Source organism: Cohnella sp. CFH 77786 (genome assembly GCF_019400745.1).
In the GTDB taxonomy this organism is placed as follows: Bacteria; Bacillota; Bacilli; order Paenibacillales; family Paenibacillaceae; genus Cohnella.
Window position 1 is genome coordinate 212,902 of the sequence record NZ_WJIB01000003.1, and the last position, 18,464, is coordinate 231,365.

13 protein-coding genes are annotated in these 18,464 nt (G+C 57.2%); 8 read left to right on the top strand and 5 right to left on the bottom strand.

The features are described from left to right. Positions 1-58 precede the first annotated feature (58 nt). On the top strand, positions 59-2,227 hold the full coding sequence (locus GE107_RS06140; RefSeq protein WP_219638793.1) for an S-layer homology domain-containing protein: 2,169 nt from the start codon (positions 59-61) through the stop codon (positions 2,225-2,227). 90 nt (positions 2,228-2,317) lie between these two features. Here the strand turns inward: GE107_RS06140 and GE107_RS06145 are convergent, their stop codons facing one another. Both GE107_RS06145 and GE107_RS06150 read right to left on the bottom strand, forming a co-directional pair. After that, entirely contained in the window at positions 2,318-3,187 is an 870-nt protein-coding gene (locus tag GE107_RS06145) for an IS3 family transposase (RefSeq protein ID WP_219638794.1), read from the bottom strand. A gap of 27 nt (positions 3,188-3,214) precedes the next feature. Then, complete coding sequence (locus GE107_RS06150; protein ID WP_219638795.1) at positions 3,215-3,538, bottom strand: transposase; 324 nt, start codon at positions 3,536-3,538, stop codon at positions 3,215-3,217. A 207-nt stretch (positions 3,539-3,745) separates the two neighbouring features. On the opposite strand from GE107_RS06150, the gene GE107_RS06155 reads away from it, so the two are divergent. Next, the gene (locus tag GE107_RS06155) at positions 3,746-5,038 is read left to right on the top strand and encodes a homocysteine synthase (RefSeq protein WP_219638796.1); all 1,293 of its coding nucleotides are present in this window, start codon (positions 3,746-3,748) and stop codon (positions 5,036-5,038) included. 424 nt (positions 5,039-5,462) lie between these two features. On the opposite strand, the gene GE107_RS06160 is transcribed toward GE107_RS06155, so the two are convergent. Continuing rightward, complete coding sequence (locus tag GE107_RS06160; protein WP_219638797.1) at positions 5,463-6,614, bottom strand: tetratricopeptide repeat protein; 1,152 nt, start codon at positions 6,612-6,614, stop codon at positions 5,463-5,465. Further along, a complete protein-coding gene (locus tag GE107_RS06165; RefSeq protein ID WP_219638798.1) occupies positions 6,615-7,673 on the bottom strand; it encodes a YlbL family protein in 1,059 nt (352 codons plus the stop codon). A gap of 213 nt (positions 7,674-7,886) precedes the next feature. On the opposite strand from GE107_RS06165, the gene GE107_RS06170 reads away from it, so the two are divergent. From GE107_RS06170 to GE107_RS06190, 5 genes are all read left to right on the top strand, one after another. Next, positions 7,887-9,074 carry a GntR family transcriptional regulator gene (locus GE107_RS06170; RefSeq protein WP_219638799.1) on the top strand — a complete coding sequence of 396 codons (1,188 nt, stop codon included), beginning with the start codon at positions 7,887-7,889 and terminating at the stop codon, positions 9,072-9,074. 322 nt (positions 9,075-9,396) lie between these two features. Beyond that, the gene (locus tag GE107_RS06175) at positions 9,397-10,719 is read left to right on the top strand and encodes a glycoside hydrolase family 125 protein (protein WP_370636279.1); all 1,323 of its coding nucleotides are present in this window, start codon (positions 9,397-9,399) and stop codon (positions 10,717-10,719) included. 146 nt (positions 10,720-10,865) lie between these two features. After that, entirely contained in the window at positions 10,866-12,290 is a 1,425-nt protein-coding gene (locus GE107_RS06180; protein ID WP_219638800.1) for an extracellular solute-binding protein, read from the top strand. A 72-nt stretch (positions 12,291-12,362) separates the two neighbouring features. After that, on the top strand, positions 12,363-13,277 hold the full coding sequence (locus tag GE107_RS06185; RefSeq protein ID WP_219638801.1) for a carbohydrate ABC transporter permease: 915 nt from the start codon (positions 12,363-12,365) through the stop codon (positions 13,275-13,277). A gap of 19 nt (positions 13,278-13,296) precedes the next feature. Next, the gene (locus GE107_RS06190) at positions 13,297-14,154 is read left to right on the top strand and encodes a carbohydrate ABC transporter permease (protein ID WP_255570259.1); all 858 of its coding nucleotides are present in this window, start codon (positions 13,297-13,299) and stop codon (positions 14,152-14,154) included. Positions 14,155-14,324: 170 nt separating this feature from the next. Here the strand turns inward: GE107_RS06190 and acnA are convergent, their stop codons facing one another. After that, the gene (acnA, locus tag GE107_RS06195) at positions 14,325-17,036 is read right to left on the bottom strand and encodes an aconitate hydratase AcnA (RefSeq protein ID WP_219638802.1); all 2,712 of its coding nucleotides are present in this window, start codon (positions 17,034-17,036) and stop codon (positions 14,325-14,327) included. Between the two features lie 293 nt (positions 17,037-17,329). On the opposite strand from acnA, the gene GE107_RS06200 reads away from it, so the two are divergent. After that, complete coding sequence (locus tag GE107_RS06200) at positions 17,330-18,412, top strand: amidase domain-containing protein (RefSeq protein WP_370636281.1); 1,083 nt, start codon at positions 17,330-17,332, stop codon at positions 18,410-18,412. The last annotated feature ends 52 nt before the right edge of the window (positions 18,413-18,464 follow it).

The following is an 18,464-nucleotide window of genomic DNA, read 5'->3' on the forward strand; positions in this document are numbered from 1 at the left end:
AGCGGGAACCCGCATCAAACAGTTATTTTCACGACAAAATGGTGGAGAGTGAAAAGGAATGACTCCAAGGTTGCTCAGGAAAACCAGCGTTCTCTTGTTAGTATCCCTCGTGGTTACCATGTTGGCTCCGATCGCCGCTTACGCGACGAGTTTAATGTACTTCATCTACACTCCTGCATCCAAGTATGTGTATGGACAAGACGACAACCGACTAAGCGGGTACGTATATACCAAAGACCCCGGCTCGGTCTCGGTACGCGCCAGCAAAGGCGGTACGGTTACGGACGTTACTTACAAAGAAGCGTACCACTGGTATTGGTATGATGACAATAATACGCCATATTATAACGTGGATTATAATTTTACGGATTTGCAAGAGGCTCCCGACAGTCTTTCGGTTTTATTAGAAGGGAAAACGTATAACTTGATGGGGATTCCGTATCCTGGATATTCCGGTACATACATGTATAAGTCCAGCGCGTCAGCGAATCTTGGTTCTTATCGCATGCAGGGAGAATACCGAATTTCAACCGTTACGGCGGCCACCTATTTGCCTGCCGGTTCGGAAATTGTCCGTTTCAAGCCGAATTCGTCCGATCTCAACGGGGAAGGATTTATCATTAATCTTCCTTACAATGACTCGGCGAACGCGACCATCAATGAGGATCCGGGTGCCATTACGACAGGGGATTTTGAGATTATCGACGAAACGTTAAGCTCGGAAACGGTAACCTCCGCCGTATATCTCTATGGCTTGGCAAGCAGTAGTAACAGCGGGGAGCTTGCCTTTAATCTCAAGACGAAGCTCATTAAAGATCACCAGTATCTCGTGAAATTATCTTCGAAGAGCTCCGGCAACGAAATCATGCTTCCACCGGACGGGATTTACACGGCGAGTGTGAGAGTAGGTTTTTGGGGCAGCGGCTGGCCGCCGCGCTCTTACGACTTTGAAGATCAGAATAGCATCTATTTCCGCAACTTGATAATCGGTAATCCGGTTGTCGATTCGCCTTCGGGTGGCGGGGATTCGGGAGGAGGTTCTGACAACGGTTCGGGGACTCCGGCATCCCCTTCGCCAAGTCCAAGTCCGAGTCCGAGTCCGGTCACTCCTTCCGAACCGGGTAAGGTCATCGTGAATGAGGAAAGCCTCAAGAACGGAGCGAAGGACAAAGTGGCGGTCGATATCGCGGACGGAAGCAAACAAGTGCTGCTGCCGGCCAAAGCTGCCGAAATCGTAGGCGATCGCAATCTTGAGATCAAGGGCGACAAACTGACAGTGGCCATCCCTCCGGGAATACTGAAGAAGCTTCAAGGGTTGGTTTCTGCAGACCAATTGGCCGGTGCGCAGTTTTCTTTGTCCATGGATCCCGTGAGCGAAGCGGACAAAACCAACCTACTGGATAAGGCCAAAGGCAAATCGAATGCGAAGTTGAAAGCGGCGGGAGAGGTATACGAATTCAAGCTCTCCGTGATCACCGCCGACGGCAAGACGACGTCCCTAAGCCAATTTGACCAGCCGCTGACGTTGAGGCTTAAGGTGAACGGAAACGCTAATCCGGCACTACTGGGGATCTATTACATCGCGGATGACGGAACGTTGGAATATGTCGGAGGAGAGCTTGTAGACGGGGAAATCGTGGCGCAAGTGAGCCATTTCAGTAAATACGCGGTACTGGAATACGATAAGACGTTTGACGATGTATCCGATCAATTCTGGGCTTCCAAGGCGATCAAAGAACTTTCGGCCAAGCATATCATCAGCGGGGAAAGCGATAGAAAGTTCGCTCCGCAAAAACAGATGACGAGAGCCGAATTCGCCGCCCTGATCGCCCGCGCGCTCGGTCTGAAAGCGGGCAAAGCGGCAACGTTTACCGACGTCGACAGCCGGAACGTCCATGCCGAGGCCATTGCGGCGGCAAGCGAAGCGGGGATTATTCACGGACGGGACGAGCATACGTTCGCGCCGAATGACCGCATCACCCGCGAAGAAATGGCCACGATGATCGTCAAGGCGTATGAATACAAGTATGGCAAATCGGTTCCATCCACCGCGACAGCGTCTTACGCCGATCTCCAATCGGCCGAGGAATGGGCGAAGCCATACATCGAGTCGGCGACGGGGATCGGGTTCGTGAAGGGACGCAGCAATGGAACGTTTGCGCCGAAGCAGTACATGACCCGCGCCGAAGGGGCGCAAATCATTTACCAGCTGCTGAAGAGCAAGTAAGAAAGCCGGCTCACGCCGGCGGTTTTAGAAGAAAGCCGTCCGTCCATCGATGAACTGGTCAAGGGTTTGTAGACACAATAAATAAAGCCGTTATGAGCACTCATTCCGATAAGGAATGGGTGCTTTGTTTTTCAGTCTTCTTTGTGGCCGTTCATGGTTATGGAAAAGTGCGTGTAGAATTACTGCTTTCCTGAGTTCTTCCGGTGATGTTGGCTTGTAGTCCGCGTAAACCTCATCTTTAAACCAACCAAAGAAGCTTTCTACAGGTGCGTTATCGAGTGGTGTACCTTTGCGTGACATGCTCTGCCGGATGCCATGTGATTTCAGCAAAAGGCCATAAGCTACGGAGGTGTATTGGTTGCCTTGATCCGAATGGATGATAGTTGAAGAAGTAATCTCCTTGCTTCGTTTTTCGAGGATTCTCTGGAGTGGGCGCATGACTAATTCCAGATCGTTATGGTGGCTTACTTCAAGGTCCAAAATTTCGTTATTGTGCAGATCCAAAAATACGGACATGTACTGTACCGTCCCTCGGCTAAACATATATGTAACATCGGAGACGATTTTCTCCATGGGCTTCTTTGTCTTGAAATCGCGGTTAAGCAGATTCTTTACCACATTATGCTCGCTTCCTACTCCAAAGTTCTTTTTGCGACGCACCTTGGATTGTATGTCCAGCTTCTGCATACACGTAAGAACCCGGCGGTCGCTGCCCTCCCAAGTACCTTGTTTACGAAGACGATCCGCGATTCGCCTGTAACCAAAGCTCGGCCGGATTCCGTGTACAGCGTTAACTAGCAGCATAAGATCCGTTTCGGCACGCTGCCACTGATTGAGCTTACCTCTTCGAGCTAGCCATTTATAGTAACCAGATCGTGACACGCCAGCCAACTGGCATAGCAGCTGTGTATTAAATTCATTCTTCAGCTGGTTTATGCACTCGAATACAATGGCCTTCATGGCCTTCTCTGAAAGCCGGAACTCCCCTTATAACTCTTGGAGCTTTTTTAGACGAGCTACCTCTAACTTTAACCTGGCGTTCTCATGCTGCAGTCTTTCCATTTCAGAAACATACTCCTTCTTTGGTCGGCCAATCGCCGGCGATCCTTTAGGGCGTCCCTTTGGCTTAGGCTTAAGCCCGTCTTCTCCATCCTTTACATACAAAGAACGCCATGTCCGAATCAACCGTGGCTCTAATTGATTTTCTTTCGCGAGGATTTCAACCGAAACACCCTCAAGCAGATGGCGTTTCACGATCTCAACCTTAAACTCGGGTGTACGCTTTTGATATTTACTGCCCTTCTTGGCCATAAAAAAATTCCCCCCATGCGACATATTTCGGCTTTTTAGTGCCGTGTCTACATAGAGGGTACCAGTTCATCCATCGACTGGCGGCTTTTTCCTTGGTATTTCCATTTTATCGTTGACACGACCCTGACATAGGTATAAACTTCCATTTAAACCGACTTATTTTGTCGGAATAAATGCGTGTCCTTATCGCATTGGAGGATGATCCCCGTGTCGGAAGAAAGAAAGCTGCAGCCCGAAACGTTGGCCGTTCATGCCGGACAGCAACTGGATCCGGCTACTTTGTCCCGAGCAGTGCCGATCTACCAGACGACCTCTTACGGCTTCCGGGATACGGAGCATGCCGCCAACCTGTTCGCGCTGAAAGAGTTCGGCAACATTTACACGCGCATCATGAATCCGACCTCCGACGTATTCGAGCAGCGCCTCGCGGCGCTCGAAGGCGGCGTCGGCGCGCTTGCCGTAGCGTCCGGACAGGCGGCCATCAGCTATTCGATTCTGAACATCGCGGGCAGCGGAGACGAGATCGTCTCCTCCTCCAGCTTGTATGGCGGCACCTACAACCTCTTCTCCACCACGCTGCCCAAACTCGGGATAACCGTCCGTTTCGTCGACCCCGGCAACCCCGAGAACTTCCGCAGCGCGATTAACGAGAAGACGAAAGCGATTTTCGCGGAATCGATCGGAAATCCGAAAGGCGACGTGCTCGACATCGTCGCGGTCGCGGCCGTCGCACACGAGAATGGCATCCCCCTGATCGTGGACAACACGTTCCCGAGCCCGTATTTGCTTCGTCCGATCGAGCACGGCGCCGATATCGTCATTCATTCCGCCACCAAATTCATCGGCGGCCACGGTACATCAATCGGCGGCGTCGTGGTCGACGGCGGCAAGTTCGATTGGGCAGCCAGCGGCAAATTCCCGGGCCTGACCGAGCCGGATCCGAGCTACCACGGCGTCGTGTACACGGCGGCGCTCGGACCGCTGGCCTATATCGTCAAAATGCGGGTGCAGCTCCTCCGCGACCTGGGCGCCGCGCTGTCGCCGTTTAACTCGTTCTTGCTGCTGCAGGGCCTCGAGACGCTTCATCTGCGGATGGAGCGCCACAGCGAGAACGCGCTCAAGGTCGCGAAGTTCCTCGAAGGGAACCCGGCCGTCGAGTGGGTCAGCTACGCCGGGCTTGAGAGCCATCCGTCCTACGGATTGGCGAAGAAATACTTGCCCAAAGGCCAAGGCGCGATCCTGACTTTCGAAATCAAGGGAGGCGTTGCGGCGGGCCGAAAGCTGATCGACTCCGTGAAGCTGTTCTCCCACCTGGCCAACGTCGGGGATTCCAAGTCTCTCATTATCCATCCGGCCAGCACGACGCACCAGCAACTGTCCGAATCCGAACGAGCCGCCGCTGGCGTGACGCCGGGACTCATCCGACTCTCCGTGGGTACCGAGGCGATCGACGACATTCTGCATGACCTGCAGCAGGCGATCCAAGCCAGCCAGTCTTAATCCTACGGGAGATAAGCTTGCCAGACGAGCTTAACGTGCCGGCATAGGGTTGAGAAGGCAGAGATAAGCTTGCCAGACGAGCTTAACGTGCCGGCATGGGGTTGAGAAGGCAGAGATAAGCTTGCCAGACGAGCTTAACGTGCCGGCATGGGGGTGAGACGTGGAGATAAGCTTGCCAGACGAGCTTAACGTGCTGGTATGGGGTTGAGACGTAGAGATAAGCTTGCCAGACGAGCTTAACGTGCTGGTATGGGGTTGAGACGTAGAGATAAGCTTGCCAGACGAGCTTAACGTGCCGGCATGGGGTTGAGAAGGTAGAGATAAGCTTGCCATTAAAGGAAGAAAGGACGTTTCCGGCGATCTAACGCAGGAGAACGTCCTTCTTTCAATTCAACGAATAGATCCCCGGCGAGGAACCGCCTGTTCATTTCGCGTTGATGCGCTGCTGCACCCGTTTCGGGGCTTTGGAAGCGTTTTTGCCGAGCAGCTTCAGATACTGCTTGTAATGCGCTTGGGCGGCCTTCTTCTCGCCGAGCGCCCATTCGGTGTCCGCCGCGTTCAGGTACGCGACCGCCCGGCTCGGGGAGAGCTTGATCACGTTCAGCAGGATCGGTTTCGCTTCTTTGTAGCGTTTGGTTTCCGAGAGGAAGAAGGCGTAATCGTTCAGCATGGGAATAAACTCGGATGCCTTCAGCCGGCCTTCGGGGTGGAAATCGTTCGCGTCGCTCTTCAGATCGTCCGCGGTCAGCTTGCCGGTCTCCCAATCCCACAAGCCGTAGGGCTCGGTATATTGCTGCAGCCCGTAATGAAGATAGGTTGCGGCGGTTTTGGCATCGCCCTTCTTGTAGGCCTCCAGCGCGTTCTTATAAGCAAGCCGAAGCGTGGGAGCCGCCAGGGCGAAGTAATCCTCGTAAAAGGCCGGATACATGACATAGGTACCTTCAGGTTGATCCTCCAGCTTAAGGAGACCCGCCAAATCCCCTTTTTTCAACAACTCGGCTTTCTCGGCGAAGAAATCAAGCGTCGGATCCGAATACTCGTGGGAAAGGACCTTCAGCTTGCTGCCGTCCCACTGGAGCTTCGCCTCGGATTGGAAGGCGCGGAAAGGCGCCTGGCTCCATACGGAAATCGTGCTGCCGTCTACGCCGACGTCGATTTTGGCCGAATTGATCACCAAGTCGCCCCGATCGTCGCCAGTCACCTTATCCAACGTCCGAATGTCGGCCGCGTTGCGGTCGGAAGCCAGGAGAAGCAGGTAGAAGTGCTCGCCGTGATACGTCACGGCCAGGAACTGCCGGGTGTAGCCGGCCGGCATGCCGCCCAGGTTCAGTTCGTAGAAAGGATCTCCGTCCAGGTAGCCTGCTTCGTCTTCCGTGAGGGAGAGCTCTTTCTTCACCTGTTGCCGCAGGGCGGGCAGCACCCCCTCGGAATCGTTCTCCTCGTGCAGCAGGACCGGCCAGACAGGCTGCGAAACCTCGGCCGCTCTCGCGGATGAAGGACGGACACCGGCTTCCACCCCTGCCGCAACGATCAGACATAACGCCAGCCATGCGGATACCCGTAAGGCGCGCTTCATTCATTCAACCTCCGTTGATTTGGGCTTCAGCTTGCGGACGAAATCCAGCGCCTCGGACAAGGTGGAGACCGGCACGAGCTTCAGGCTGAGATCCAAGTCCTTCACGGTTTGCTCCGCGGCTTTCCAGTTGGAAAGGCCGGCTTCCTTGTCGTAGGGAACGAGGAAATAGTCGGCCTTCTCCTTGTCCGCCGCCATCAACTTATACTGGATGCCGCCGATTTGGCCGACGCGGCCCTTCGCATCGATCGTGCCGGTGCCCGCGATGCGGTAGCCCCGGGTCAAGTCTTCGCCGGTGAGCTGCGCCACGATTTCGAGCGTCATCATCAGCCCGGCTGAAGGGCCGCCTACGTCGTTGAAGTCGAATTTGACCGGGTCCGGAGGGGTGACCTGGATTACGCTGTCTTGCTGGAAGCCGATCCCGGTCCGTTCCGTTCCGGGCATTTTGATCAGGGGGACCGTCGCCTCGAACGGTTTGCCTCCCCGCGTGCCGGCCAGCCGGACTTTGTCGCCGGGCCGGCGGGAAGTAAGCGCGGCGACAAGATCCTCGGCTTTCGGCGTCGGCTCGCCGTCCACCGAGGTGATGATATCCCCTTCCTGGAGACCGTTTTGGGCGGCCTTGGAATCCTTGAGAAAGCGGACCACAATAACGCCCTTCTCATCTACTTCGATATGGCGATTCATCGCTCCGTAAGCCGCGAGCAAGGCGGTCGCCTCCGAGCTGTCCCGCATCCAGGCGAGCAGGTTGCGGTAAGCGGCCAGGTTGGTCGTGCCGCCCGTCGCTTCTTCTTCGGTATGGATATCCATCCTCGGATTCAGCCAAGCGTAAGCGAGCGAGAACGCGCTCGGTTTGGAATACGTGGACACCGTGGTGAAGAGGAAGGCTCCTTTCTCGTCGAGCTTGCGCCCCGTCTCCACGCGGGGATGCACGGGTTCGGCCGATCCGGGACCGTAGATGACGTAAGGCCAAGACACGTATTGCGCGGCGCCGAGCACAAGCAGAAAGGTACTGATGATGATCGCCGCTCGGTAGCGGCGCAGGATAGAGCGGCGCGCAGGCAAACCGGGCACCTCCGTTCGGTCATGAAGTTGAATGAATGGGAATGCTCCCATTATACCGTATTTGGAACCCGTATCCTAATGATGGACCGACAGTACCTTCAGATGAAAGGATATCCTTGCTTCACAAATGACATGACATAGTATATTATATTTACCATAACGTTTCGATCCTGTCCTTCGGCAGCGTCAATCTTGAAACAGGGGTGGGATACGATGTCGCGCCATCCGTTTTTGAAACCGAGATACGAGCAAATGTATCTGGCATTGCGTGAAAGGATACAGAACGGCGAGTACAAGCCGGGCGATCGCATTCCGTCCGAGAAGGAATTGATGGACGAGTTCGAAGTGAGCCGGATCACTTCCAAGAAGGCGTTGGACATGCTGGCCGGTGAAGGGTTGATTCTTCGGCAGCCCGGAAGGGGTTCCTTCGTGCTCGAGCGGAAGAACGGGGCAGCCGAGTCCGTCGCGGCGACAGACGAGAAGTCCGGGCGATTCGGCCGCGCCGACTCCACGGTCATCGGTTTGATTATGGAGGATTTCGCCGACAGCTACGGGAAGGAAATGCTGGCGGAAATGGAACGGACGGCGCAGGAACGGGGCGTGTACCTGATGCTGCGGCTTTCGTTTTCCCAATCCGACGTAGAGGAGCAGGCGATTCAAATGCTGCGCGCTTTCGGAGTGGACGGCTTCATCATTTACCCGACGCGCGGCAAGCATTTCAGTCCGGAAATCCTGAAGCTGGTGATCGATCAGTTCCCCCACGTGCTCGTAGACCGTTATTTGAAAGGAACGGCGACAACCGCGATCGGCACGGACCATACGGAGGCCGCCCGGATCGGAACGGAGCATCTTCTGGATCTCGGCCATCGGCATATCGGTTTGCTCGCGACCAAAGTGACCGACAACGCGGCGGTTGAAGAGCGGATCGAGGGTTTCGTTCAGGCTCACGCCGAGCGCGGGGTACTATTGGACCGCGCCCATTGGGTTACGGACCTGCTTGGGGGAGCGGACGAAGAAACGCCGAAGGGGCCGGACAATGTGGAGAGGATCCGGAGGCTGCTCTCGGACAATCCCCATATTACGGCTCTGTTCGCCTTGGAATACGACTTGGCGTTAAGCGCCAAGGAGGCGGCGGATCAACTGGGCCGGCAAATTCCTCAGCAGATTTCGATCCTGTGCTTCGACAGCCCGCGGCATAGCTCGGCTCTGTATCCGTTCACCCATCTGCTCCAGGATGAGCGCCGGCTGGGAAGACTGGCGGTGGACAGCGTGCTTGATTTGATACGAGGAGCGCCGGTGCCGAGCAAAATATCGCTGAAGGCGGAGCTGGTCCAAGGCAAATCCACGGGCCCGGCCCGGGCAACAAACGCCCCGTCGGCCGGTTTCGGAAGTTTACCGTAACCCGTTCCGCTCCACAAGCCGGATTCGCGCGATGCGGGTCCGAAGAATCGGATTCCTCTGCGATCCGATGACGTCTGTTTCGGCAGGCGTCTTTTTTGTTCTCATCAACGCATAATTTGTTATTATATGATATATAAATATTACAAACATATTGACAATGATATAACATGAATCTTATTATCTAGGTACAGCAGAATGAAAGCGCTTAAGCAAAGCGTCTACGCCGTCCTTTAAGGACGGATAGACGTTTTATCGGCGGAGATTCAGTAAAGTAAGGCGGATTTTATACTTGCTGAATCAATAAGAAGGGAGGAGGCATGGCGTGAATTCCTTGCCCGCAGAGTTGCCGGCATCCGTGACGCAATTGATTCGGGAAGTCGGGCTCAAGCTTGAGCGCCGTCCCAAGCTGGCCCGCATGTTTGCCAACTGTTTCAGCAACACGCTGAGAACAACGGTAAAACCGATGCAGGACGGAACCGTGTTCATCATTACCGGGGATATTCCGGCCATGTGGCTGAGGGATTCGGCAGCTCAAGTCCGTCCTTATCTGGTGCCTGCGCGGCACGATAGGGAGTTGGCCGACTTGATCGAAGGGGTCGTGAAGCGGCAATTCCGCATGATCGGCCTTGATCCCTATGCAAACGCTTTTAACGAAGGTCCGAGCGGCAAGGGCCATCAGGACGATCTGACGGAGATGAGCGATTGGATTTGGGAGCGCAAATATGAAGTCGATTCGCTGTGCTATCCGATCCAACTGGCGTATCTGTTCTGGAAAACGACCGGCAGGACCTCGCATTTTGACGATTCATTTTCCGAGGCGGCGTGGTCCATTCTGCGCGTATGGCGAACCGAGCAGCGGCACGAAAGCGAATCGGCCTACCGCTTCGAGCGCATGAACTGTCCGCCATCGGACACGCTTCCGCGCGGAGGCTTGGGTTCTCCCGTGGCCGAGACGGGGATGACCTGGTCGGGGTTTCGCCCGAGCGACGACGCTTGCGTTTACGGATACTTGATTCCGTCCAACATGTTTGCCGTCGTCGCGCTTGCGTATTTGCGCGAAATCGCCTTTGAAGTATTGAAAGACGGTCCCATGGCCGAGGAAGCGGAAAAGCTGCGGGGCGAAATCGAATCCGGTCTCCGGTCTCACGCACAATTCGATCATCCCGTGTTCGGTTCGATTTACGCTTACGAAACGGACGGCATGGGCCGCTATCATCTCATGGACGACGCCAACATTCCGAGCTTGTTGTCCCTCCCTTACCTGGGCTGCGTATCCGCGGATGATGCGGTTTATCTCAATACCCGCCGATTCGCGTTAAGCGAGCACAACCCTTACTTTTACCGGGGAAAGGCGGCTGAGGGGATCGGAAGCCCTCATACGCCGGATCGCTACATTTGGCATCTGTCTCTGGTCATGCAAGCGCTCACGTCCCGGGACCTCGAGGAAACGGAACGGCTGCTGGACACCCTCGAACGGACGGACGCCGGTACGGAATTGCTGCACGAGGGATTTTCGGCCGACGATCCCCGGCAATACACGCGCGAATGGTTTTCCTGGGCGAACTCCTTGTTCAGCGAGCTGATCCTGCAATATTGCGGTTACTCCGTCCTTACGCTCGCGCCGGATGAGAAGACGCAAGCCTGAACTGGGTTGGGGAACGGGTTCGGGCTGCCGGATCCGTGGTGATATACCCAATGAAAGCTTCGAAAAAAGGAGGGCAGAGGAGCTTTTTCAGACTCATTACGGAGTACGGAGCAACGATGAAGCGATGTCAAAGGGGAGCGATGAACGTGATCAAAAAAACCAATCTGGCCATGATTCTTCTGAGCTTGACGGTCGTATTCGTAACGGCATGCGGAGGCAAATCTTCCAACGCCGGCTCTTCCGCAAGCCCGGCTGCCGCTTACTCCTCGAGCCCGTCCGCCAGCCCATCGGCCAGCCCCTCCGCCGGCGGGCAAGATCAGCAAGCCAAAACGATCAGGGTCGCTTACGGAAAATGGAACGAGACGGACAATTGGGGCAAATGGCTCGCAGCCGTCAAACAGGAATTCGAAGCCGCCCATCCGGGCGTGACGGTGGAGCTGCAGCCGATCGAAGGCGCTCAATTCGCGACGAAAGCGCCGCTGCTCATGATGGATCCAAGCACCGCTCCGGAGGTGCTGACGGAAGACTCTTTCATGATCAACGCGGACAGCGCCGCCGGCTATCTCGAGCCGCTCGATACCGCGTCCTGGGACGACTGGAAGCAGTTCAACGACGGGATCAAGGCCGCCGTGACCGCGGCGGACGGCAAAACGTACGGCGTTCCGATCTCGACCGACGTACGGGGACTGTACTACAACAAAGTGCTGTTCAAGCAAGCGGGTCTTCCCGTGCCGTGGCAGCCGAAGAATTGGCAGGAAATCATCGATGCGGCCAAGACGATCAAGGAGAAGCTTCCGGACATCATTCCGTTCTGGATGAACTCGGGCAAAGCCGGCCAGGAAGCGACCACGATGCAGACGTTCGAAATGCTGCTTTACGGCACGCAGGACACGTTGTACGAGAACGGCAAGTGGGTCGTGCAAAGCCCGGGCATCCTCAGCTCGCTGCAGTTCATCCATGACATTTATTCCGGAGGCTTGGGACCGAAGCTGTCCCAAGTGTTGACCGCGCAAGCGGGGCAAGTGCTGGAGACGGACCTGATGCCGAATCAGAAAGTGGCGATCGTGCTCAACGGCAACTGGATGACCGGCACCTGGGCGCCGACCGGCAGCAAGCCGTGGCCGGATGCGCTGAACGTTTACGATTTCGTCAAGATGCCTACGCAGAACGGACAGCCGCCGGGCTTCACGTCGATGTCGGGGGGCTGGACGCTGGCCGTCGGCGCGAAATCCAAAGAGAAGGAGCTTGGCTGGGAATTCGTCAAGCTGGCCGTGAATAAGGAGAACAACAAGAAATTCGTGCTCGCGGACGGCGCTCTGACCCCTCGGGTGGACGTGGCGGGGGATCCCGAATACGCGGATCAGCCCGGAACGCTGTTCAAGGTGGCGGCGGAATTCATCACCTATACGCATGTTCGACCGGCCAACAGCGAATATCCCGGCGTATCGACGCAAATTCAGGATGCCGTCGAGAAGACGGCGGCCGGCGCCCTGAGTCCGGAAGAAGCCATGAAGGCCTATGCGCGCAATGTAGAAAGAACGGTCGGCAAAGACAAAGTCACGACCAAGTAAGGGCGAATCGGAGCCGGTTGCCGCCTCCGCAAGGGCGGCGATCGGCTTGTCCCGTCCGTGAGGAGGAGACCGATGGAGGCGCTTAACCAACCCGTTCCCCGAGGCCGCGGCAGAGGATTCGGCGGCGGAGAGCAATGGCGGGCGGTCCTGTTCCTGTCGCCGAGCTGGCTGCTCCTGCTTCTGTTTTTTTTCGTTCCGACCGCGCTTACGTTTTATTTCGCATTCACCAATATGGCGCTGACGGGAGAAGCCGCCATGGCTTCGGAATTCGTCGGGTTTCATAATTTTGCGGACATGTTCCGCGACCCGGGCTTCCGGACGGCTGTCTACAATACGATGGTTTACCTCGTTTTTTCAGCGGTGATCGGGCAGCAGGCCGTCGGGTTCCTGCTTGCTTTCCTGATGAACGGCCGCAGCCGCGCGTTCCGCAGTATCATCGGCTCCATCGTGCTGGCGGGATGGGTGGCGCCGGAAGTGGTTTGCGCTTTCGTGTGGTTCGCTTTTCTGAACGACTCCGGCACGGTCAACATGGCGCTCGAAGCGGCGGGGCTGAAGCCGGTCGCTTGGCTGTACAGCTTTCCCATGGTTTCCGTAGTCATCGCCAACATCTGGCACGGCACGGCATTTTCCATGATGGTGTTTCAAGCTGCGCTGGGCGATGTCCCCAAAGAGGTGGAAGAAGCCGCGATGATCGACGGAGCATCCGCTTGGCAGCGTCTCGTCAGGGTCGTTCTCCCGATGATCGGCGGGTCGGTCGTGACCAACATGGTGCTGGTTACGCTACAAACGCTGGGCTCTTTTACGATGATCTACGCTTTGACGGGAGGAGGTCCCGGCAATGCGACGGAGACGCTCCCCGTCTACATGTACCACCAAGCGTTCGTCAATTATCAGCTGGGATACGGTACCGCCATTTCCTTGACGCTGCTCGTCATCGGCGCGGCCGCCAGCCTTATCTATATGAAGGTTTTGAAGGTCAAGATCTGAGAGGGAAACGAGGCGACGAATGATGAACGCTCAAACGTGGAAGCCGGGACGCTGGAATTATTTCGCGCTCTCCAGGATGCTGCCCAATGTCGTGCTCACGTTGATCGGCCTGCTGTTTCTGATTCCGCTGCTCTGGATGGTGTTCGCTTCGGTCGATCCGGGGGCTACGCTGTCGCTCCGAGTGCCCGACCGGCCGACGGCAGACCATTTCATTCAGACGCTGTCCGATTCCGATACCCGGCGGTCGTTTCTGAACGGTCTCGTGCTGGCCTTCGGCCAAGCCTTGCTGGTCGTGGCCGTCGCCGGCCTCGCTTCCTATCCGTTGTCCCGATACCAGCTGCGTTATAAGCGTTCCTTCATGTACGTCATTTTGTTCTCGACCGGATTGCCCATCACCGCGGTCATGGTTCCGGTGTATCAGTTTTTCCTGTACTTCCATCTTCAGGATTCCTTGTTGTTTACCATTGTGTTCCTGGCCGCATCCGCGCTCCCCTATTCGATCTGGATGATGAAAAATTTCATGGATTCCGTTCCCACGGAGCTGGAGGAAGCGGCCTGGGTCGACGGCGCGTCCGTCTGGACATCGCTGCGTCTGGTCGTCCTTCCGCTCATGCTTCCGGGCGTCTTCACCGTAGGCATCTTCGCGTTCGCGGGCGCGTGGGGCAATTTTCTCGTTCCGTTCATTCTGCTGCAAAGCCCGGATAAAATGCCGGCGGCGGTTACGATCTACCAGTATTTCGGCCAGAACGGCATGGTGCAGTACGGGAAGCTGGCGGCATTCTCCATTCTCTACACGTTTCCGGCGGTTGCCTTGTACGTGCTGGGACAGCGGTTCATGTCGCAGGGATTCAGCTTCGGCGGAGCGAGCAAGGGGTGAAGGGCGGAGTTGTGCAACATGCTATAATTCCACGTTAAAGCCTCGGCCATCGGCCGAGGCTCATTGAGACGGTTCATGAAAAAACAGAACGGGCTCGGCAGCGGTTTAGCTGCGAGCCCGTTGTTGCATAGATCTATGCTGATCTGGATTTCACAGGGGGCCGCAGTCCGTTACTTCTGGCCCGCGAGCATCTGGCGCAGCACCGTTTGCAGGATGCCGCTGTTGCGGTAGTAGTCGACGTCGACGAGCGAGTCGAGGCGGACGACGGCCGGGAAGTCGAACGTCGAGCCGTCTTCGCGGGTCGCGGTTACGGTAACGGTTTGGCCCGGCTGCACATCGTTCGACAGACCTTTGATGTCGAACGTTTCGCGGCCGGTGATGCCGAGCGATTTCCAGCTCGTGCCCGCTTGGAAGCAGAGCGGCAGAACGCCCATGCCGACGAGGTTGGCGCGGTGGATCCGCTCGAAGCTTTCGGCGATGACCGCCTTGATGCCGAGCAGGAACGTGCCTTTGGCCGCCCAGTCGCGGGAGCTTCCGGTGCCGTACTCTTTGCCGGCGATGACGACGAGGTTCGTATCGCCCGCTTGGTATTTCATCGAAGCGTCGTAGATGGACATGACTTCGCCCGTAGGCAAGTACGTCGTAACGCCGCCTTCGGTGCCCGGAGCGACCTGGTTCCGGATCCGGATGTTGGCGAACGTACCGCGCATCATGACCTCATGGTGACCGCGGCGGGAGCCGTAGGAGTTGAAGTCTTTCTTGTCGACGCCGTGCTCGATCAAGTATTTGCCCGCAGGGCTGTCGGCTTTGATGTTGCCGGCCGGCGAGATGTGGTCCGTCGTGACGGAATCGCCCATGAGCGCCAGCACTTTCGCGCCGCCAATGTCGCCGATATCGCCCGGCGTCGGGCCGAGATCGGTGAAGAACGGCGGGTTGGCAATGTAGGTCGATTTCTCGTCCCACTCGTACAGCTCGCCTTGCGGAACCGGGATTTCGTTCCATTGCTTGTTCTGCGTGAAGACGTTCGCGTACTTGGCGCGGAACATATCCGGGTTCAGCGACTGGCGAACCGCCTCTTGAATCTCTTCGTTCGTCGGCCAGATATCCTTGAGGTATACCGGCTGGCCTTTGTCGTCATGGCCGATCGGATCGTTCGCCAGGTCGATGTTGACCGTGCCCGCGAGGGCGTAAGCGACGACGAGCGGCGGGGAAGCCAGATAGTTCGCTTTCACTTGCGCGTGGACGCGGCCTTCGAAGTTCCGGTTGCCGGACAGGACGGCGGCGACCGTCATATCGTTGTCGGCAATCGCCTGGCTTACTTCGTCCGGCAGCGGGCCGGAGTTGCCGATACAGGTCGCGCAGCCGTAACCGGCGACGTAGAATCCGAGCTTCTCCAGGTACGGAAGCAGGCCGGCTTTGGTCAAGTAGTCGGTGACGACGAGCGAGCCCGGCGTCAGGGAGCTCTTGACGTAGCCCGGTTTCTTCAGGCCGCGCTCGACCGCCTTCTTGGCGACGAGGCCGGCGCCGAGCATGACGCTCGGGTTGGACGTGTTCGTGCAGCTCGTGATCGCCGCGATGACGACGGCGCCCGTGCCCATCGTGCTCGTGGAACCGTTCGGGTGCTTCACGTCTACCGATTGCGCGATCTTGTCGTCGGTCAGGCCGTAGCCGCCTTTGTCGATCGGCGTGCGGATGATTTCGTTAAACGACTGCTTCATGGCGGTCAGCTCAACCCGGTCTTGCGGGCGCTTCGGGCCGGCGAGGCTCGGAACGATCGTCGACAGGTCGAGTTCCAGGACGTCGCTGAACACCGGATCCGGCGTCGCGTCCGTACGGAACATATCTTGCGCCTTGTAATAATCGGCGACCAACTGGATTTGCTTCTCATCGCGGCCGGTGAGGCGCATGTAGTTGAGCGCTTCTTCGTCGACCGGGAAGAAGCCGATCGTCGCGCCGTATTCCGGCGCCATGTTGGCCACCGTCGCGCGGTCCGCGAGGCTGATGTTCGTCAGGCCGGGGCCGAAAAACTCGACGAATTTGCCGACGACGCCTTTTTTGCGAAGCATTTGCGTGACGGTGAGCGCAAGGTCGGTCGCCGTGGCGCCTTCCGCGAGCTTGCCGGTCAGCTTGAAGCCGATGACTTCCGGCATGACGAAATAGAGCGGCTGGCCGAGCATGCACGCCTCGGCTTCGATGCCGCCGACGCCCCATCCGACGACGCCGATCCCGTTAATCATCGTCGTGTGGGAGTCGGTTCCGACGAGAGAGTCCGGATACACTTCGGTGACGCCGTCTTTGTTCTTCGTGGCGGCAACGGATGCCAGATATTCCAGGTTCACCTGGTGAACGATACCCGTTCCGGGAGGAACCGCGCGGAAGTTGTCGAACGCGGTTTGCGCCCAGCGCAGGAAGCGGTAGCGCTCCGCGTTGCGCTCGAATTCGATGTCGGTGTTCGTCTGGAGCGCTTCCGGCGTGCCGAAGGCGTCGACCATGACGGAGTGGTCGATGACGAGATCGACCGGCACGAGCGGGTTGATCCGTTTCGGATCGCCGCCGGCTTTTTTGACCGTTTCGCGCATGGCAGCCAAGTCGACGACAACCGGAACGCCGGTGAAATCCTGCAGCACGATGCGCGCGGGGATGAGCGGAACTTCCTTGTCCTCGCGTCCGTTGGCCCAAGAGGCCAATTGCTTGACGTGGTCGAGCGTGATGCCGCGGCCGTCGAATTGGCGGATGGCGGCTTCGAGCAGCACTTTGATCGAGAAAGGCAGTTTGGAAACGGGGCCCAATCCTTGCTCTTCCAGAGCCTGCAGGCGGTAGTACCGGAACGATTGGCCGGACGACTGCAGATCGGCTTGGACTTGATAAGGCAGTTTGGACAAGTGGGTCAGCCTCCTTGCGAAACGATTGAGTTGTTTCACTCCGTGAAACGTGATTTCAAAAAAACATTTCCGATATCTAGTATACTCTGTCGGTCTTGCGCCGTAAAGCTTTTTTGCCCATTCCCGCTTAGAATCCGCCTGCTTTCGGGGTTTCATCCAGCGAAATCCGGAACAAGAGGTTTCATCCTGCGTCTATGTGCCGTATATTGCTTTCGGTCATCCTTCAACGGCTTCGCGAATAAAATGAAACGACGCCATTCGAGTGATGCGGCGAGCGGGAAGGGGGAAGTCCGGTGCCGGAAACGAAAATCGCGCAGGCGGACTGGAAGGAAACTTTGTTCGGTTATGTGAACACGGTGAACGAGGCGGGGTTGCGGGGAGACGATTCCCTGCTGCGCGACGTGCCGGACGCCCTCCATCGGAACCGCTTGGCGGCGCGTTTGGCGGAGACGGCACGCAGGGATGCTTCGCTGGGCATCAAGACGGCGCGAAGCGAAGTGAGGGCGAAGATCGAACGCCATTCCGGAGGCGGCAAGGAAGTGCTGGCAGACGTCGCGCTGCATGTGGTTCGCTCATGCGAGCAGCAGGGGGTCACTTGGCAGGAAGAGCGCGTGGAGCGGGAGCGGATCCGCTTCGTCTCGTCGGGGAAATCATGGAAGCTGGACACGGTCCAGCCTCTCGCCGTCGAGGGACGTTATTCCGCCAACGTTCCCCAGCCGGACGACGATCCGGAAGGCTTGTTCGAGCGCAGGGACGCCATGCCATCCGTTCCTTATATCAACACTCGACCCCGTGGAAGCTTGACATCGAAGGTGTTCGCGGGTGCCGGAGCGTACGGGAGCTACGGGGACGATCCTTTCCGGCGCGGCATTGGGTACCGGCGGGAAGAAGCCGTCGCCTATGCCGAAAGATGGTGGAGCGAGCCGAATCCCTCGTACGAAAATTTCGAGGTCAACTGCACCAATTATGTCTCCCAGTGTCTCTTTGCAGGCCATGCGCCGATGAACTATACTGGGAGAAGGGAATCGGGCTGGTGGTACAAAGGGCGCGCGGGCGGCCGCGAAATGTGGAGCTACAGCTGGGCGGTCGCCGACAGCCTGCAGCGGTATTTGTCGCGTTCCCGCGGATTCGGGTTCCGCGCGGAAGCTTTGGGTTCTCCCGACGGTCTGAATTTGGGGGACGTGATTTGCTACGACTGGGACGGCACGGGCCGGTTCGGACATAACACGATCGTGACCGCTTTCGCGCCTGACGGTTCGCCGCTGGTGAACGCCAATACGGTCAGCAGCCGCCATCGCTACTGGGATTACCGCGATTCGTACGCATGGACGGCAAGAACCCGGTACCGCTTTTTCCATATCGCCGACGAATTCTGAACGCGCAAGGGAAGATTGCGTCGCCCGTTTTATCTAAGGACAGCATACGGAG

What these genes read in the sequence shown, in the direction of transcription:
- GE107_RS06150 (WP_219638795.1), bottom strand. Translation starts at nt 3,538, where the DNA reads ATGGCCAAGAAGGGCAGTAAATATCAAAAGCGTACACCCGAGTTTAAG.
- GE107_RS06185 (WP_219638801.1), top strand. Translation starts at nt 12,363, where the DNA reads ATGGAGGCGCTTAACCAACCCGTTCCCCGAGGCCGCGGCAGAGGATTC.
- GE107_RS06160 (WP_219638797.1), bottom strand. Translation starts at nt 6,614, where the DNA reads ATGAAGCGCGCCTTACGGGTATCCGCATGGCTGGCGTTATGTCTGATC.
- GE107_RS06140 (WP_219638793.1), top strand. Translation starts at nt 59, where the DNA reads ATGACTCCAAGGTTGCTCAGGAAAACCAGCGTTCTCTTGTTAGTATCC.
- GE107_RS06170 (WP_219638799.1), top strand. Translation starts at nt 7,887, where the DNA reads ATGTCGCGCCATCCGTTTTTGAAACCGAGATACGAGCAAATGTATCTG.
- GE107_RS06145 (WP_219638794.1), bottom strand. Translation starts at nt 3,187, where the DNA reads ATGAAGGCCATTGTATTCGAGTGCATAAACCAGCTGAAGAATGAATTT.
- GE107_RS06190 (WP_255570259.1), top strand. Translation starts at nt 13,297, where the DNA reads ATGATGAACGCTCAAACGTGGAAGCCGGGACGCTGGAATTATTTCGCG.